Source organism: Mesorhizobium sp. Root552 (genome assembly GCF_001427285.1).
Lineage (GTDB): Bacteria > Pseudomonadota > Alphaproteobacteria > Rhizobiales > Rhizobiaceae > Mesorhizobium.
Genome location: NZ_LMFV01000002.1, coordinates 46,961 through 64,497, shown reverse-complemented (window position 1 = coordinate 64,497; position 17,537 = coordinate 46,961). Strand labels below are relative to the sequence as shown.

The following is a 17,537-nucleotide window of genomic DNA, read 5'->3' as shown; positions in this document are numbered from 1 at the left end:
CGTTTTCGAGGATTTGCAATGAGCCTCGACAATCGCCCGATCTATACCGGCGGCTGCCAGTGCGGCGCGGTGCGTTTCCGCGTCGAGGGCGCGCTGGGCGACGCGTCGGTGTGCCATTGCCGCATGTGCCAGAAGGCGTTCGGATCTTTCTATGCGCCGTTGGTGTCGGTGCGCGAAGCAAAGCTTGTGTGGACACGTGGCGCGCCGAAGGAGTTCCGCTCCTCGAACCACGCCAGTCGCGGCTTTTGTGAAAACTGTGGCACGCCGCTGACTTATGTCGCGCCGGACGGTATCGCATTGGCCATCGGCGCCTTCGACGAACCCGATGGCATCGTGCCGGCGATCCAGTGGGGAACTGAAGCCAAGCTGCCCTATGTCGATGGCATCGCGGCGCTGCCCGGCATGGGCACGATGGCGGATCAGGAGGCAGCGGATTTTCTCGCCAGCCTCGTATCCTACCAGCATCCCGATCACGATACTGAAACATGGCCGCCCGAGGACGACAAGGAATGAGCAGCGAATTGCGGATCCTTTACCCAGAGATCGAGCCGTTCGACAGCGGCATGCTGGATGTCGGCGACTGCCACACGATCTATTGGGAGCGGGTGGGAACCAAGGGCGCCAAGCCGGCGATGTTCCTGCATGGCGGGCCAGGCGGCACCATTTCGCCCCGGCATCGCCGGCTGTTCGATCCAAAGCTTTATGATGTGATCCTGTTCGACCAGCGCGGCTGCGGGAAATCGACGCCCAATGCCTCCATCGACGCCAACACGACCTGGCATCTGGTGGCCGACATCGAGCGGCTGCGCGAAATGGCCGGCTTCGACAAATGGCTGGTGTTCGGCGGCTCATGGGGGTCTACGCTGGCGCTCGCCTATGCCGAGACGCACCCCGAGCGCGTCAGCGAACTGGTGGTGCGCGGCATCTACACGCTGACCCGTGCCGAACTGGACTGGTACTATCAGTTCGGCGTGTCGCAGATGTTCCCGGAAAAATGGGAACGCTTCCTGGCTCCGATCCCGGAAGCCGAACGCGGCGACATGATGGCGGCATACCGCAAGCGCCTCGTCGGCTCGGATCGCAAGGCGCAGGTCGAGGCGGCTATCGCGTGGAGCGAATGGGAGGGCCAGACCATCACGCTGTTGCCGGAGCCCGAAACCAGCGATGTATTCGGCGAGGCCGACTATGCGATCGCCTTCGCCCGCATCGAGAACCACTATTTCGTCCACGCCGGCTGGCTGGAGGAGGGGCAGCTTCTGCGCGATGCCGGCAAGCTGAAGGACATTCCGGGCGTCATCATACACGGCCGCTATGATATGCCGTGCCCGGCCCACTATGCGTGGCAATTGCACAAGGCCTGGCCGAAAGCCGAGTTCTTCCTGATCGAAGGCGCTGGCCACGCCTATTCGGAGCCGGGCATTCTCGACCGGCTGATCTACGCGACCGACAAGTTCGCGGGGAAGGTATGATCGTCGGATGTCTGCCATGAAACAGCGCCTTTATCTCTTCGACACGACGCTGCGCGACGGCCAGCAAACGCCGGGCATCGACTTCTCGGTCGAGGACAAGACGGCGATCGCGAAACTGCTGGACGATTTCGGCATGGACTATGTCGAAGGCGGCTATCCGGGAGCAAACCCGACCGATACCGCCTTCTTCCAGCACAAGCGCACCGTTCGCTCCCGCTTTGTCGCTTTCGGCATGACCAAGCGCGTTGGCGTCTCGGCCTCGAACGATCCGGGCATTGCGGCGCTGCTCCAGTCGAAGTCGGACGCAATCTGCTATGTCGCGAAAAGCTCGGAATATCATGTGCGCGTGGCGCTCGGCTGCACCGAGGAAGAGAACCTCGAGGCGATCCGGGCTTCCGTCGCGGCAGCCGTTGCCGCCGGCAAGGAAGCGATGGTCGATTGCGAGCATTTCTTCGATGGCTTCAAGACCAATGCCGCCTATACGCTGGCCTGCGCCAAGGCGGCGTATGACGCGGGCGCGCGCTGGATCGTTTTGTGCGATACCAACGGCGGCACCCAGCCGTCCGAAGTGCGAGACATCGTCGGCAAGGTGATCGCGGCCGGCATTCCGGGCGATAATCTGGGCATCCACGCCCACAATGATACCGGTCAGGCGGTGGCCAATTCGCTTGCCGCGGTGGAGGCCGGCGCACGCCAGATCCAGGGCACTCTGAATGGCATCGGCGAGCGCTGCGGCAATGCCAACCTCGTCACCATCATTCCGACGCTGGTGCTGAAACCCGCCTATGCCGAACGCTTCGAGACCGGGATCACGGCGGAGCGGTTGACCGGCCTGTCGCGCCTGTCGCGGGCTTTCGACGAACTGCTGAACCGCGCGCCGGAAGCGCAGGCCCCTTATGTCGGCGCTTCCGCCTTTGCCACCAAGGCCGGCATCCACGCCTCGGCGCTCGCCAAGGAACCCAAGACCTACGAGCATGTCGAGCCGGAAAGCGTCGGCAACCGCCGTCGCGTGATGGTGTCCGATCAGGGCGGCAAGGCCAATTTCCTCGCCGAGCTTAAACGCCGCGGCATCGAGGTCGCGCGTGACGACCACCGTCTCGATACGCTGATTGCGCTGGTGAAGGAGCGCGAGGCGGAAGGCTATGCCTATGAGGGCGCCGATGCGAGCTTCGAACTTTTGGCGCGCCGCACGCTCGGCACGGTGCCGGAATTCTTCAAGGTGGAAAGCTTTCGCTGCATGGTCGAGCGTCGCTTTGACGCCAACGGCAACATCAAGACGGTGTCGGAAGCTATCGTGAAGATCGAGGTCGAGGACGAGACCCGTATGTCTGTGGCGGAAGGGCACGGGCCGGTCAATGCGCTCGATATCGCGCTGCGCAAAGACCTCGGCCGCTACCAGAACGAGATCGCCGATCTTGAGCTGGTGGACTACAAGGTGCGTATCCTCAATGGCGGCACCGAGGCGATAACCCGAGTGCTTATAGAGTCGCAGGATGGAACCGGCGGGCGTTGGTGGACCGTCGGCGTTTCCGACAACGTCATAGATGCTTCGTTCCAGGCGCTGATGGATTCCATCGTCTTCAAATTGATGAAGAACCGTGAACTGGCCGGGCTGGTGGCTGCGGAATAAAGCGCTGCCAACCTGGTTGAGCCATCAGCGGGAGATCATTGACCCATCAGAACTTTGCGATGGTCCTTGGCTGCGCCGAGGCTCATATGGGCGCAATGGCAACTGACATGATTCAACCGCAGGTCGACAGCAAGGGCGCGCAGCGCGGCTTCGTGCTGGCCTTCCTGGCCTATTTCCTGTGGGGTTTGCTGCCTTTGTACATGAAGGCGGTGGCCTATCTGCCGCTGATCGAAGTGGTCGCGCACCGGATCATCTGGTCGGTTCCCATCGCCGCAGTGGTGCTCGTTTGGCTTGGCCGCACGGCAGATTTCAAGGCGGCCTTGCGTTCGCCACGCATGCTGGCCATGGGGGCACTCACCGCAACGCTGATCACTATCAACTGGAGCCTATACGTCTGGGCGATAGCGGTGGACCGTACCGTTGAAACGGCGCTTGGCTACTACATCAACCCGCTGGTAAACGTGATGGTGGGCGCGCTGCTGCTTGGCGAGAAGCTCGACAGGCTGCAGAAGGTGGCGGTAGGGCTTGCCGTAATCGCGGTTGCGATCCTTACCTATGAGAGCGGCAAGCTGCCTTGGGTCTCGCTGGTGCTCGCGTTTTCCTTCGCGTCCTATGGCTTTTGCCGCAAGACGCTGCCGATAGGGCCAAGCCAGGGCTTCCTGCTCGAAGTCATGATCCTCGCCATTCCGGCCAGCATCTATGTGCTGTGGCTGATGGCGAACGGACAGGATCATCTCGTGTCGGGCAACTGGAAGGACACGGCGCTGTTGCTAGGCTGCGGGCCGATCACAGCGGTGCCGCTTTTGATGTTCGCCTTCGGCGCAAAGTTGCTGCGATTCTCGACGCTTGGCATCATGCAATACATCGCGCCGACCATGGTGTTCCTGATCGCGGTGTTCGTTTTCCACGAGCCGTTCGGGATGATCGACGCCGCCGCGTTCGGCCTCATCTGGATGGCGCTTGCGATGTATTCCTGGTCGATGCTGAGCCACAAGCCTGCGGCTCCGATCGTGCCTTCCCAGTAAAGGCTCACATCTTCTCAATAAGCGAAGGCACGCCTTCGGCAGGGCCGTCCGCGACCGAGGCGGCGGCCAGGATCGCGGCCACGATGGCTCCGGCCTCGTTGACGACGATGGGCCTGACCTGATGTGCGGTATGGATGAAGCCTTCGCTTGCCATATGCGCGATCAGCGACAGCATCGGATCCCAGAAACCCTTGATGTTGCCGAACACCATCGGCTTGCGGTGGTGGCCGAGCTGGGCCCAGGTCATGATCTCGACGATTTCCTCGACCGTGCCGATGCCGCCGGGCAGCGCCACAAAGGCGTCGGATTCTTCGAACATCTTCTGCTTGCGCTGGTGCATGTTGTCGGTGATGACGACCTCGTCCAGCCGGTCGAGCGCCGTTTCGGTCGCTTCCTTGTTCATCAGGAAGCGCGGAATGATGCCGGTGACCTTGCCGCCCGCACGGATAGCGCCGTCGGCTACCGCACCCATGATGCCCTTGGTGCCGCCGCCATAGATGAGGCGCAGGCCCGAGAGCGCAATCGAACGGCCGAGAAGATGCCCCGCTTCGAGATAGGCCGCATCGCGCCCGGGAGATGAGCCGCAATAGACACAGACGGATCGAATCGTGTTCATGAAATGATTGGTGCTAGGGGCGGCGGCGGCGGTCAAGTCCAATGCGGTCTTTTCTTGTCGGTTTCCGCAAAACAGGGTAGACCGCGTTAGGTGGCTAAGGGGCAAGAACAATATGGCAATTACACCGTTGAAGGCTTTTCTGTTTGCGGTTGGCGGCTCTGTCGCCGCGGCAGGGGTGGCCTACGTTTCAGGTGCCCTTGACCCCTATCTCAATCCACCGCCAGCAGACGTTGCATCGCTCTCCCAGCCCGCAACCCCTGAGCAGGCGCCGGCCACTTCCACCGGGACGCAGCCGCGGCTTCCGGCCGCCGATTCCAACGCCATGGCTCCGGCCGCGGATGCCATGAAGCCGGCGGCCCCCGAGGGCGATGCCGCTGGCGCCACGCAGCCGGCTCCCGCTGGCGTGGTAGCGCCGACCTTCGATGTCGTGCGTGTCGAGGGAAATGGCTCGGTCGTCATCGCCGGCAACGCAGCCCCCAACGCCAAGGTCGAGATCGTTCACGGCTCCACCGTTCTTGGCGAAACCACGGCAGGTGCCGATGGTGCCTTCGCCATCGTGCTCGATGACCCGCTGAAGCCGGGCAACTACCAGATCGTGCTGCGCTCCACCGCGCCGGACAACGTCGTTGCCACTTCGACGCAGACCGCCGTGGTCTCGGTTCCAGAGCAGGCTGGCGGGCAAGTGCTCGCCATGGTCGAGGAACCCGGCAAGCCCGCCGAACTCCTGACTGTTCCAAAGCCCGAAGCCCAGGCCGAGACGCCGCAGGCGCAACCCAGTTCTACCGAAGCGCCGATCAGCACTGCGCCGGCAGCACCTTCCGCCACCGGCAACGCTGCGGCGCCGGAAACGCCCGTAACGCCTGTTCCGGGAGCAAAGGTCGTTGTTGAAGCGGTCGAGATCGATGGCAGCAAGGTCTTTATTGCAGGCCTTGCCGATCCTGGCCGCAAGGTGCGCGCCTATGCCAATGAAATCCTGCTCGGCGATGCCGTGACTTCGCCTGACGGTCACTTCCTGATCGAAGCGGCGCGCGACCTGCCTGTGGGCGAATACACAATACGGGTCGATGGGCTCGATGCCGACGGCGCCAAGGTCGTCGTTCGCGCCACCGTGCCGTTCCAGAGAGAGCCGGGTGAATCGATCGCAGCCGTTGCGCCAGCCGCTCCGGCCACGACCGAAACCAAGCCGGCGGAAACAGCCGCCGCAGCGCCTGCGACAGCGCCGGCCGCATCGGGCGAGCAGAAGCCGGCGGAAACGGCCGCCGCCGCGCCCACCGAAGCGCCGGCGACCACCGTTGCGCCCAAGCTCGAGCATGTCGACAGCGCAGTCATCATCCGTCGCGGCGATACGCTCTGGCGTATCTCGCGCCGTGTCTACGGTCATGGTGTGCGCTACTCGACCATCTATCTCGCCAATCAGGAGCAGATCGCCGACCCGGACCGCATCTGGCCGGGACAGGTATTCAAGGTGCCTGAAAAGTCCAAGGAAGGTGAGGCTGCCGACTATAAGGCGATGGGCGACCAGATCACCACGAACCCTGCCCAGCAGCAGTAAATCTGCCTGAGCAGTTGTCCGGCGTTTTCTCAACACGGGCATGGAATTTCGCGGCATCAGCACTTGCCGGAAAGATATTCATCGTATATCGACGATAAACGATGAATATGTCCCTTCTGGATGACACGACGCATTCCGCTGCGGCGGATGCAGCCGCGCTTGCGGCCAAGCTGGCGGCATTGGCCCATCCTGCGCGCATCGAAATCCTGCGTCATCTTGCGGCGCACCGGTCGTGCTGTTGTGGTCAGGTGGTCGAACGGCTCGACCTCGCGCAATCGACGGTGTCGCAGCACCTGAAAATACTGGTCGCGGTGGGCCTTGTCCGCTTCGAGGCGGACGGCCAGCGTTCCCGCTATGCCGTCAACAGGGAGCAGCTTGCCGCGATTTCAGGCGCGCTTGCGACCTTCACCAAGTCCTGCTGTTGAAGACAGCATCCTTACCCCGCAAAGCGAACGCTTTCTGCAAGGCAAACAATCGTGGCTGACAAGACCGTTTCCGCCGATTCCGGCTCAACCTTCAAGACGCTGGTAAATCTCTGGCCCTATATGTGGCCGGCAGATCGCGCCGACCTCAAGGCGCGCGTCATCTGGGCGAGTGTGCTTCTCGTCGCCGCCAAGCTGACATTGGTGGCCGGGCCTTATTTCTTCAAATGGGCGACGGATGCGCTGGCCGGCGACGCCAAGTCCACGCCGCCGCTGCCTGCGTTCCTGCTCGCGCCTGTCATGCTGGTCGTGGCCTACAACATCGTGCGCGTCGTGCAACTTGCGTTCAATCAGTTGCGGGATGCGCTTTTCGCTCGCGTTGGCCAGCATGCAGTGCGCCAGCTTGCCTATCGCACCTTCGTCCACATGCATCAGTTGTCACTGCGCTTCCATCTGGAACGGCGTACCGGCGGTCTCTCGCGCATCATCGAGCGGGGCACCAAGGGCATCGAGACCATCGTGCGTTTTACGGTGCTGAATACATTGCCGACCATACTGGAGTTCGGCCTCACGGCTGGCATCTTCGCTTCCGCCTATGGCTGGAAATATGTGGCTGTGGTCGCGGTGACGGTATGGATCTACACATGGTTCACGGTGCGGGCGAGTGATTGGCGCATCGATATCCGCCGCGACATGAACGACAGCGATACCGACGCAAACACCAAGGCCATAGATTCCCTGCTCAATTTCGAGACGGTGAAATATTTCGGCAACGAGGCGATGGAAGCCGAGCGCTTCGACCGCTCCATGGCCCGCTACGAAATCGCAGCCACCCGCATCTGGACTTCGCTCGGCTGGCTGAACTTCGGCCAGGGCGTGATCTTCGGCATCGGCATGACCGTGGTGATGGCGATGTCCGCACTGGAGGTACAGGCCGGAACGCAGACCGTTGGCGACTTCGTCTTCATCAACGCCATGCTGATGCAGCTTTCGATACCGCTTAACTTCATCGGCTTCATCTACCGCGAAATCCGCCAGGGCCTCACCGATATCGAGCAGATGTTCGACCTGCTCGACGTCAGGCAGGAGGTGATCGACAAGCCCGGCGCAACGGACCTCGGGGTCGGTCTGGGCAAGGTCGAGTTCCGCGATGTCCATTTCGCCTATGAGGAAAACCGCAAGATCCTGAAAGGCGTGAGCTTCGAGGTGCCGGCGGGCAAGACGGTGGCCATTGTCGGCCCCTCGGGCGCGGGCAAATCGACCATCTCGCGCTTGTTGTTCCGCTTCTACGACATCCAGTCGGGCGCGGTGCTGATCGACGGCCAGGACATCCGTGACGTGACGCAGGAAAGCCTGCGCGCCGCCATTGGCATGGTGCCGCAGGATACCGTGCTCTTCAACGACACCATCGCCTACAACATCCGTTACGGCCGCACGGGAGCCAGCGAGGAAGATGTGCGCAAGGCCGCCGAACTGGCGCAGATCGGGCCGTTCATCGAGCGCCTGCCGGAAGGCTACCGCACCATGGTGGGCGAACGCGGCCTGAAGCTGTCTGGCGGTGAAAAGCAGCGCGTTGCGATTGCCCGCACGATCCTGAAAGCACCGCCGATCCTCATTCTGGACGAGGCGACCTCGGCGTTGGACAGCCATACCGAGCAGGAAATCCAGGCCGCGCTTGATCTGGTCAGCAAGGGGCGCACCACCATCGTGATCGCGCACCGGCTTTCGACGGTTATCTCCGCCGACGAGATCATCGTTTTGAAGGATGGCCAGATCGCGGAGCGCGGCACCCATGCGGCGCTGATGCGCGAACATGGCCTCTATGCCTCGATGTGGGACCGCCAGCGCGAGGCGACCGAGGCGGAAGAGCGGCTGCGCATCGCCCGCGAAACCGACGAACTTGGCGTCATCGTGCGGCGGCGCACGTCGGAGGTGTCGCAAGACTGATAGCCGGGGGTTGGATCATCGCACATCGGATGCGATAGTCGGCATGCTGAGGCCTGCGCCGGCGTACATGACGAAGGGCATATTCGATGTACTACGCAATCCTTGCCTACCATGTCGAAGAGATCGTCGAATCATGGTCGCCGCAAGAGGATGCGGCCCTTATGACGGAGCTGCACAAGATCCATGACCGGTTGACTCGCGCAAGGACGCTTGGGCCGGCGGCCAGGCTGAACTCCACGCATGAAGCCTGCACGCTGCGCGGGCCGGGCGAAGGCATGGTGCTCGATGGACCATTTGCCGAAACCAAGGAACAGTTGCTGGGTTTCTATGTGGTGGATTGCGAAACGCGCGATGCGGCAATCGAGGCCGCGCGCGACCTGCGCCGCGCCAACCCCACCGCCGTCTACGAAATCAGGCCGGTGCTGCTTTATCTGCCCGGCACGCCCCTTGATGCGGGATCGTGACGAAGGTCAAATCCTTCCGCTGGCGATGTAAAACAGCATGCCCGCAAGCGAGCAGGCGGCAAGTGTCGGGATCATTCTGGCGCCGAAGCGGAACGTCGCCAAAATTGCCGCCAGCGTCAGGATGACGGCTGGAATCTGCACGGACTGCCAGACGGGCACGTTGACCGCAAATCCGTAACCTTGCCATTTATCGACATGGCCAAACAGGACGTGCAGGGCGAACCATACGGCAAGGTTCATGATTACGCCCACTACGGCGGCCGTGATCGCCGACAACGCCCCGGTCAGGGCCTTGTTGCCGCGCAGCACCTCGATGAACGGAGCGCCCAGGAAAATCCACAAAAAGCAAGGCACGAACGTTACCCAGGTGGTCAGTATGGCGGCAAGGGTCGCCGCCAGCATGGGATCGAGGGTTCCCGCACCTCGATATGCGCCCATGAAGCCGACGAACTGCACAACCTGGATCAGTGGTCCGGGCGTCGTTTCCGCCATGCCGAGGCCATCCAGCATTTCGCCCGGTTGCAGCCAGTGATAGTGCTCGACGGCCTGTTGCGCGACATAGGCCAGCACCGCATAGGCACCGCCGAACGTCACCATCGCCATCTTGCTGAAGAAGATCGCGATCTGGCTGAAGACGTTGTCGAACCCGAGAAACACGATCAGCAGAACTACCGGCAGCAGCCACAAGGCCAAAAACACGCTGGATATCTTGAGCGACCACGCCCAGTTGGGGCGCGCATGGGCGGGCGTGTGTTCGCCCAGCGCTGAATCGGCGTCGGCCAGTATTTTACCGGCGCTCTTGTGCCCGCCGCCGACGCGAAACAGGGGTGAGCCCGAGCGCCCGCCGACAAAGCCGATCAGCCCGGCTGCAAGGATGATCAACGGAAACGGGATCGCGAAGAAGAAGATCGCGACGAAGGCGGCAACCTCGATGGCAATCATCATCGGGTTCCTGAGCGCGCGTTGGCCGATGCGCGCCACGGCCTGTAGGACGATTGCCAAGACCGCCGCCTTGAGACCGAAGAACAGGCCCTCGACGATGCCGACATTGCCAAATGCGGCGTAGACGTAGCTGAGCGCCAGGATCGACAGGAAGCCGGGCAGCACGAACAACGTGCCGGCAACGAGGCCGCCCTTGGTCTTGTGCAGCAGCCAGCCGATATAGATGGCCAATTGCTGCGCCTCCGGTCCAGGCAGAAGCATGCAGTAGTTCAACGCGTGCAGGAACCTGTTTTCGCCGATCCAGCGCTTTTCGTCGACCAGGATGCGGTGCATGACCGCGATCTGCCCGGCAGGTCCGCCGAAGCTCAAGGCGGCGACTCGGACCCAGACTTTGACGGCCTCCGAGAAGGCGATGCCGTGCCCGCCGGAGGAGGGCAGGCCGGAGCGAAGCGCCGACGCGGAAATCTCGCTCATCTCACGCTCCCGGCTTCTTGGCCGTGGGCCAATTGTGCGTTTCCTCGGTAGCATCCCTGCACCACCTGTAGAACGCGTCATAGAGCGTAAGACCGGCTGCAAGCTGTTCGAGGTCGTCCACATACATGCGCGAAAGCCCGAGCGACGCGGCAAGCAGTCCGGACGCTTCAGGCGCGAGGTCGAGCCTGGCGGTGTCGGCGGCGCGAACGATGGCAGCCAGCCGGAGCAAGGGTTCGGTGGCCAGCCCGAACTCCTCGACCATCACATCGAAGGTGCACAGTTCGCCGCGATGGCTCCAGAAAACATCTTCTATGTCGAATGGCTCCGCCTTGAAGCGCTCTCCGACAGCCACAACCTCCGACGGTGCGACATAGAGAAACACCGCGTCCGGGTCGACAAAGCGGCGAATGAGCCAGGGGCAGGCGATCCGGTCGATCTTGGGCCGGGCCCTCGTCACCCAGACGGTATGGCCTTCGCGGTCAAGTCTCGGCAGCTTGGCCAGGGGCACGGCCGGCAGTCCGGCTGAGATCCAGGCTTCAAATCCGCCTTCGAGGCTGTCGGACGAGATGCCGCGATGGCGCAGCCAGGCCGCCGTGCCGTGGCTGAGCTTCAATCCCTTCTGGCAAATCACGATCGCAGAGCGCCCGACGAACTGCGAGGACCAGTCGAGCACGTCGAGATGGCTGCGGCGCTGCGATCCGGGGATCAGCCTTGGATCGAGGGCGAAATCCTCATCGTTGCGCACGTCGATGAGTGCGGGGCAATGCGGCGTACCGACAAGGCGGGCAAGCTTTTCAATGGAAATGGTGGTTGGAGATGACATGACGCGTCCTTCCGGTTCTCGGGTTTCTGGACGCGATTCTTGGGCCGTAGCCTCATGGGGAGATCGCAATCCCCATGAAGTGATTCAATCACGCCGATAACCGTTATTGTCAAGCGAATGAGTTTTGTCGGTCCGATTGCCGCGTTGCGGCGCGGGATCGTTTCCGCTAGACAGGCCGCACCTGAAACGGACCCGGTGCCGACTCGATGCAACTTGCCGATACGATCCGAAACGTGTTCGTTCCGATCCATCGCGAAGGCTATCCGTTCATCGCCATCTTTGCGGCGGTGACGCTTGTCCTCGGCTATTTCTCGACGTTCCTGTTCTGGATCTGCCTCATCCTCACTGCCTGGTGCATCTACTTCTTCCGCGATCCCGAGCGTGTCACGCCTGTCGATGACAAGCTGGTGATCAGCCCCGCAGACGGTGTGGTGTCTGCTGTCGGTCCGGCCATTCCGCCGCGCGAACTTGGCCTCGGCGGCGAGGAAATGACGCGCATCTCGGTGTTCATGAACGTGTTTTCCTGCCATGTGAACCGCGCCCCGGTGCGTGGCCGCATCAGCCGCATCGAGCATCGGCCCGGCCAGTTCCTGAACGCCGAACTCGACAAGGCCAGCACTGAAAACGAGCGCAACGGCCTCGTCATCGACAGCCCCAATGGCACCGTTGCTGCCGTGCAGGTCGCCGGGTTGGTCGCGCGCCGTATCGTCTGCTGGGCTGAAAGCGGCACCGCGATTGCCATCGGCGAGCGCTTCGGCCTGATCCGCTTTGGCTCGCGCGTTGACGTTTATCTGCCCGCTGGTGCGGTGCCGCGCGTTGCAATCGGCCAGACGGCGGTTGGGGGTGAAACCGTGATCGCCGAGTTCGGCGGTACGGCATCTGCCCCCTTGGTTCGAGTGTCGTAGTCGGTTCGATGGCACCCCCTTTCAAGAAATTCGAGGCACACGGTTCGGGTGGGCCACGCATTCGTGAAATCCCATTGCGGATGATGTTTCCCAACCTGGTCACGCTTCTGGCCGTGTGCGCCGGCCTGTCGGGTATCCGTTTTGCTTTCGAGAATCGCTTCGAATCCGCCGTCGTGATGGTCCTGATCGCTGCTTTCCTCGACGGCGTCGATGGCCGGCTGGCAAGGTTGCTCAAGGCCACTTCCAAGTTCGGCGCGCAGATGGATTCGCTGGCCGATGTTATCAATTTCGGCGTCGCGCCCGCGCTGGTGCTCTATGCATTCCTGCTCGACAGGGCCGGGTCGCCGGGCTGGATCGCCGCGCTTCTGTTCGTGATCGCCTGCGGCATGCGGCTGGCACGGTTCAATGTGCTGGAGGAGGATCACGACCGCCCCGCCTGGCAGGGAGAATATTTTGTCGGTGTGCCGGCTCCTGCCGGGGCAGTGGTGGTGATGCTGCCGCTTTACCTGGCGTTCCTTGGACTTGAGCCGACCCGATACGCAGCCTTCATCGGCACCGCGTTTACGATAATCATTGCCTTCCTGCTGGTCAGCCGCCTGCCGGTCTATTCGGGCAAGAGCCTGAAGATTCCGGGCGACCGCATGCTGTTGGTCATCCTCGCTGTCGTGCTCTACATCCTGCTTCTGGTGAGCTACCCGTGGTACACGCTGACCGTTTCGGTCTGTGTCTACCTGCTTTTCCTGCCCTTCAGCGTTCGCGCTTATTCGCGCCGGGCCAAGAAGGAAGGGGAGGCCGAACTGCCGCCGGACGTGGATGCGCGCTCGACGGAATGATCGACCCGGACAAAGCGGCGGGTTCCCAAATCTTAGCTGAGCGAAAACAATGTCTTGAATCGGTTTTCCGATTCAAATCATGAGAACCGCATGGCCTAGGCTGCGGCACTCAGGCCCAGGTGATCGAGTGCCAGCCGGCGCGCCGAAATGTAGTCGGTCTTGCCCGAGCCGAGGACCGGGATCTCCTTGACCTTGATGATGTCGGCTGGGACCGCGAGTTCGGCGGCTCCTGCCTTCCTGCCGTATTGACGCAAGGCTTCGGGACTGGCATCTGCCGCCGTCGTCACCAGTACGATGCGCTCGCCGCGCCGCTTGTCAGGTACCGAGACAGCCGCGTGGTGTTCTTCCGGCCACAGGGATTGAACCAGCATTTCCACGGCGCCCAGCGAAACCATCTCGCCGGCCACCTTGGCGAAGCGCTTGGCGCGGCCGCTTATGGTGATGAAGCCTTCGCGGTCGACCGAAACGATGTCGCCGGTGTCGTGCCAACCTTCGGAAACAGGTTGCAGTTCGCCGGGCCGGTCGGCGGTCATGTAACCCATCATCAGGTTCGGGCCGGTTATCCAGAGGCGGCCGCCTTCGGCAATGCCTTCTACCGGTTCGAGCCGCATGCGCATGGCGGGCAGAAGTCGGCCGACCGTGCCTTCGCGGCCATGAATGGCAGAATTGACCGCAACCACAGGCGCAGCTTCGGTCAAGCCGTAGCCTTCGACGATCTCCGTCTGGAATCGTTCGCGCCAGACGCGCCGGGTTTCCGGCTTCACGGCTTCCGCTCCCGCCACGACAAAGCGCAGGCTGGAAAAATCGTCGTCCTTGGCGTTGCGGGCATAGTTGGCGAGGAATGTGTCGGTCCCGAACATCACCGTCGGGCGGACCTTGCGGGCGATTTCGGGGATGATCTTGTAGTGCAGCGGCGAGGGATAGAGGAACAGCTTGATGCCGGCGACCAGAGGCAGGATGGTGCCGCCAGTCAGTCCGAACGAGTGGAACACCGGCAATACATTGAGCAGCGTGTCCGCCGGCGAAACACTGATGCGCGCTTCCGCCTGCATGGCGTTGGCAACGAGATTGCGGTGAGACAGGACGACGGCCTTCGGCGTTCCCTCGGAACCGGACGTGAACAGGATGACGGCGGGTTTTTTCGCGTCCTGCACATGAAGCGGCCTTTGCCACATAAGTGCTGCGGTGAGCTTTTCGAAGCCGGAAACTTCGGACCTTATGTCCTCCAGCCACAAGAGTTTCGCGCCGCCTTCCTCGATGGCGGCAACGATGTCGGCAAGGCCAGCCTTTTCCACGAAAGCATGTGAGGAGATGACGGTATGGATCACAGCTGTCCGGATTGCGGCAGTGACGCTTGCCGGCCCGGCGGTGTAGTTGATCATTGCCGCGACCTGGCCCGCAGAGGAGAGGCCGAGCAGCGAAAGCACGACGCCATTTGTATTGGGCAGCATGACGCCGACAGGCTCGCCCGGCGCACTGACCTGCATGAAGCGGCGACCCAGAACTCGTGCCCCAATGAGAAGCTTGCGGTAGGTCAGCGCGCCACTGACGACATCCTCCACGATAGGATAACTCGCGCCAACGCGATGGGCGGCATCGCGAACGGCCTGGAACAGGCTGCGGTTTGGATTGGTAGCCGAAAAGCGCGCCTCGGCTACCCGGTCGAACAGGGCGTTTGCCGAACTGCCTGACGGATCGGTCGTCTGCGCCAGCAGTTCCGAAACAGACATCGGCTCCAGAACCGAGATGGAAAGGGCGGGAAACCAATGGCGCGGGGCCTTGGCGGACTCGGTCATGGAAAAGGGTAGGTTGCGTGAGCCGCCAACGAAAATCGGCACGATGCGCGCGTCCGACTGCAGCGCAATGCGCGAAATGGCGCGATAGAGGCGAAATGATTTGACGTCCGGTTCGACGGCCTCCGGAATGTAGACTGCAAGCCGTCCCTTGCCTTTCAGGACACGAACCAGCCGGCGGCTGACGAACACGTGCTCGGCGTTGAAGGCAATCGTGCGTGCCAGTTCCCGCCACGGCTCGAGCCAGTATGACTTTGCCGACGCCGGATCCAGGATGTGCAATGTGCTGTCCGGCAGCAGGGAAAGCATCAGCGCGGGATCGATGCGGGACTGATGGGTAACGAGGTAGATCACCGGTGCATCGGCATTGCGGGCCGCTTTGATGCGGTCGTCGTCTATCCGGTAGGCGAGCTTGAACGGCACGTAGAGCAGCGACTGCGCGAGGCTGAGGCCGAACCGCACTTTTTCGATGGTGCCGATCAGTAGCCAGGCAACGGCTATACCAGCGAGCAACGCCAAGGTCAGGACCATGCGGACATCACTCCCTAAATGTGCGTGCACGGCTCTTCCCGGCCGTTTCGATGCGAAGGGTAACGAAAGTCATGTCGGCGTCAACCAAAAGGATTAGGCATCTGAAAAGGCTCGATTTTCCAAATCTGGCCTTCGATGGCTGCGGTCGAAAGAAAAAGCCGGCTTTGAGGCCGGCTTTGAAAGAGGACGGGCAGGGGTTTGGGGGACTTGGGGACGCCCGTCGCACCAACAATGCATTCGCGTGGGAAAGGTTCCGCAAAAAATCAGATTTCCGGCGAAAGCACGACAGGTGTCCTGCGTGCGCTGCGCCAGTCATAACCGGCATGGACGAAAACGGCGACAAGCACGATGGCGCCGCCGATGAAACTCGCCATCGGCGGTATTTCGGTGAGGAAGAGCCAGGCAAACAGGATCGCGAACGGCACTTCCGCTGAGCCGAGAAGTCCTGACTCGGCTGCAGGAATGAGCCGCGCGCCTTCCGTCCACATGATCGAGGCAAGGGCGAACGATGCTCCGAAGGCGGCAAGCAGATACGCATCGCGCATCGAAATCGCCAGTGGATCGGTCACGAACCAGCCGAGCGCGAACAGCATGAAGGCCGAAACGGCGCCTGCCCACACCACTGGCGTGTCGCGGAACTTGCGGATCAGCACCATGTAGAGCGCGCTTCCGAGTGTCATCAACAACGCTAGCCCGTCTCCGAACGGATGTCCGGCACCGATGGTCGAGGTGACCATGACGGTGACGCCAGCCAGCGAAAGGGCGGCGGCTATCATGGTCAGCCGGCGCGGATATTCGCGGACGATCATCCAGCCGAACAGGGCAGCAACGAAGGGCGCTGTGGCGTAGATGATGGCCACATTGGCGACATAGGTGTTCTTGAAGGCAGCGATAAAGGCCACGCTGGCGGCAGCGCCGATGGTTGCCATGAGCCACCCCCGCCAGCCGAGGCGCAACGAGGAATCGGGTTTGTCCGACCGCGCGCGCCGGTAAAGCACATAGGCGGTTACCAGCAACCCGCCGACGAAACCGCGCCAGCAGTTGATGGTCAACGGATCGGTTTCGATCGACTTGGTGAGCACGCCGGCCAGGCCGAAAACAGCAGCCGAGCCGGCGACCAGGCATATGCCCAGTATATGTTCGGCTGAGGCTCTGCTGTTTTCCATTGTCGATTGTCTCTCGCTATGCCCGACCGTATCGCAATCGTGCTGACACCCTTCTGTCAGGATTTGCGCAGCCGCTCGCTGGCGACAACAATCAAGCCGGCGCAGACGATAAGCGCAGCGCCAATGAAGACCTCGGTTCTCGGCACGTCGCCCCAGATGATGAAGCCGAGCGCGAAAGCCCACACCAGAGAGGTGTATTCGAACGGGGCGATGATGGAGGCTGCGGCCTTTTTCATGCCCTCGAACAGCAGGAACTGGGCGGAGCCGCCAAGCACGCCCACGCCGATCAGCAGCGCGAGAGCCGCCGGGTCCGGCGTGCGCCAGAAATGCAGCAATGGAATTCCGGCAATGACGAGGAAAAACGCGTTGTTGAGGATGAGCTGGATCAGCGTGCGCTCCTGCAGGGCAATTTTTCGCAGCAGCACGATGGCCAGGCCCCAGAAGAAGGCAGCGGTCAACACAAGCAGGACCGGGATGGAGAAGCCGAGCCGAGTGGGGTCGCAGGCAATGAACACGCCGGCGAAGCCCAGCAGCACTGCGGCCCAGCGAAAGGCCGGAACCTTCTCGCCCAGAAGGAAGATCGACAGCACGGTAACGATGATGGGAGCGGCGAAATAGATTGTCGTCAGCTCGGCCAACTGCAGGTGCTTTGCCGCCGTGTAATAGCACAGCCAGGCAATGAGGGTGAGGAAGCTGCGCAACAACATCGCCTTGACGATGGGCGAGCGGGCCGCCTCGCCGTAGATCTTTGCTCCGCCAATGAGGCCGCAGCCGGCCAGGACCGTGACGCTGCGGAAAAACAGGATCTGCCAGACGGTAATCTCGGTGACGAGAAGCTTGATGGCCGCGTCCTGGCTGGAGAAGAACAGGTAGGCCAGGCTGGTCAGCAAAATGCCGGCCAGCACGCTTTGACGCGACTCCAGAACGGCGACGTTGGTCATGCGA

General features: G+C 62.1%; 16 protein-coding genes. 10 read left to right on the top strand and 6 right to left on the bottom strand.

What is annotated here, in order from left to right:
- Positions 1–18 precede the first annotated feature (18 nt).
- The 4 genes from ASD50_RS01620 (at position 19) to rarD (ending at position 4,124) form a co-directional block, all read left to right on the top strand.
- The gene (locus ASD50_RS01620) at positions 19–513 is read left to right on the top strand and encodes a GFA family protein (protein ID WP_056234974.1); all 495 of its coding nucleotides are present in this window, start codon (positions 19–21) and stop codon (positions 511–513) included.
- A complete protein-coding gene (gene pip, locus ASD50_RS01615; RefSeq protein WP_056234969.1) occupies positions 510–1,469 on the top strand; it encodes a prolyl aminopeptidase in 960 nt (319 codons plus the stop codon). Before ASD50_RS01620 ends, pip begins: the two co-directional genes overlap by 4 nt.
- A 16-nt stretch (positions 1,470–1,485) precedes the next feature.
- Positions 1,486–3,099, top strand: a complete 1,614-nt coding sequence (gene cimA, locus ASD50_RS01610; RefSeq protein WP_413813864.1) for a citramalate synthase — start codon at positions 1,486–1,488, stop codon at positions 3,097–3,099.
- A 95-nt stretch (positions 3,100–3,194) separates the two neighbouring features.
- On the top strand, positions 3,195–4,124 hold the full coding sequence (rarD, locus tag ASD50_RS01605) for an EamA family transporter RarD (RefSeq protein WP_056235096.1): 930 nt from the start codon (positions 3,195–3,197) through the stop codon (positions 4,122–4,124).
- A gap of 4 nt (positions 4,125–4,128) precedes the next feature.
- Here the strand turns inward: rarD and ASD50_RS01600 are convergent, their stop codons facing one another.
- A complete protein-coding gene (locus ASD50_RS01600; protein WP_056234962.1) occupies positions 4,129–4,740 on the bottom strand; it encodes a TIGR00730 family Rossman fold protein in 612 nt (203 codons plus the stop codon).
- Positions 4,741–4,852: 112 nt separating this feature from the next.
- Here ASD50_RS01600 and ASD50_RS01595 point away from each other — a divergent pair, with 112 nt between their 5' ends.
- The 4 genes from ASD50_RS01595 (at position 4,853) to ASD50_RS01580 (ending at position 9,125) form a co-directional block, all read left to right on the top strand.
- Entirely contained in the window at positions 4,853–6,292 is a 1,440-nt protein-coding gene (locus ASD50_RS01595; RefSeq protein ID WP_056234958.1) for a LysM peptidoglycan-binding domain-containing protein, read from the top strand.
- A gap of 101 nt (positions 6,293–6,393) precedes the next feature.
- Positions 6,394–6,717 (top strand): ArsR/SmtB family transcription factor, encoded by a 324-nt coding sequence (locus ASD50_RS01590; RefSeq protein ID WP_056234953.1) that lies wholly within the window; start codon positions 6,394–6,396, stop codon positions 6,715–6,717.
- 51 nt (positions 6,718–6,768) lie between these two features.
- Entirely contained in the window at positions 6,769–8,661 is a 1,893-nt protein-coding gene (locus ASD50_RS01585; RefSeq protein ID WP_056234950.1) for an ABCB family ABC transporter ATP-binding protein/permease, read from the top strand.
- An 86-nt stretch (positions 8,662–8,747) separates the two neighbouring features.
- On the top strand, positions 8,748–9,125 hold the full coding sequence (locus tag ASD50_RS01580; RefSeq protein WP_056234946.1) for a YciI family protein: 378 nt from the start codon (positions 8,748–8,750) through the stop codon (positions 9,123–9,125).
- Between the two features lie 6 nt (positions 9,126–9,131).
- Here ASD50_RS01580 and chrA read toward each other — a convergent pair whose 3' ends face one another.
- Together chrA and ASD50_RS01570 are read right to left on the bottom strand one after the other, a co-directional pair.
- Entirely contained in the window at positions 9,132–10,541 is a 1,410-nt protein-coding gene (gene chrA / locus ASD50_RS01575) for a chromate efflux transporter (protein WP_056234943.1), read from the bottom strand.
- A 1-nt stretch (position 10,542) separates the two neighbouring features.
- The gene (locus ASD50_RS01570) at positions 10,543–11,364 is read right to left on the bottom strand and encodes a chromate resistance protein ChrB domain-containing protein (protein WP_056234939.1); all 822 of its coding nucleotides are present in this window, start codon (positions 11,362–11,364) and stop codon (positions 10,543–10,545) included.
- Between the two features lie 206 nt (positions 11,365–11,570).
- Here ASD50_RS01570 and ASD50_RS01565 point away from each other — a divergent pair, with 206 nt between their 5' ends.
- Positions 11,571–12,269, top strand: a complete 699-nt coding sequence (locus ASD50_RS01565; RefSeq protein ID WP_056234936.1) for a phosphatidylserine decarboxylase — start codon at positions 11,571–11,573, stop codon at positions 12,267–12,269.
- Between the two features lie 8 nt (positions 12,270–12,277).
- Positions 12,278–13,102: a CDP-diacylglycerol--serine O-phosphatidyltransferase gene (gene pssA, locus ASD50_RS01560; protein WP_056234931.1), complete on the top strand. Its 825-nt coding sequence runs from the start codon at positions 12,278–12,280 to the stop codon at positions 13,100–13,102.
- A gap of 95 nt (positions 13,103–13,197) precedes the next feature.
- Here the strand turns inward: pssA and ASD50_RS01555 are convergent, their stop codons facing one another.
- From ASD50_RS01555 to ASD50_RS01545, 3 genes are all read right to left on the bottom strand, one after another.
- On the bottom strand, positions 13,198–15,426 hold the full coding sequence (locus tag ASD50_RS01555) for an AMP-binding protein (RefSeq protein ID WP_056234928.1): 2,229 nt from the start codon (positions 15,424–15,426) through the stop codon (positions 13,198–13,200).
- Positions 15,427–15,689: 263 nt separating this feature from the next.
- Positions 15,690–16,592, bottom strand: coding sequence for a DMT family transporter (locus tag ASD50_RS01550; protein WP_056234925.1), 903 nt, complete (start codon positions 16,590–16,592; stop codon positions 15,690–15,692).
- A 56-nt stretch (positions 16,593–16,648) separates the two neighbouring features.
- The gene (locus ASD50_RS01545; protein WP_056234920.1) at positions 16,649–17,533 is read right to left on the bottom strand and encodes a DMT family transporter; all 885 of its coding nucleotides are present in this window, start codon (positions 17,531–17,533) and stop codon (positions 16,649–16,651) included.
- Positions 17,534–17,537: the final 4 nt, after the last annotated feature.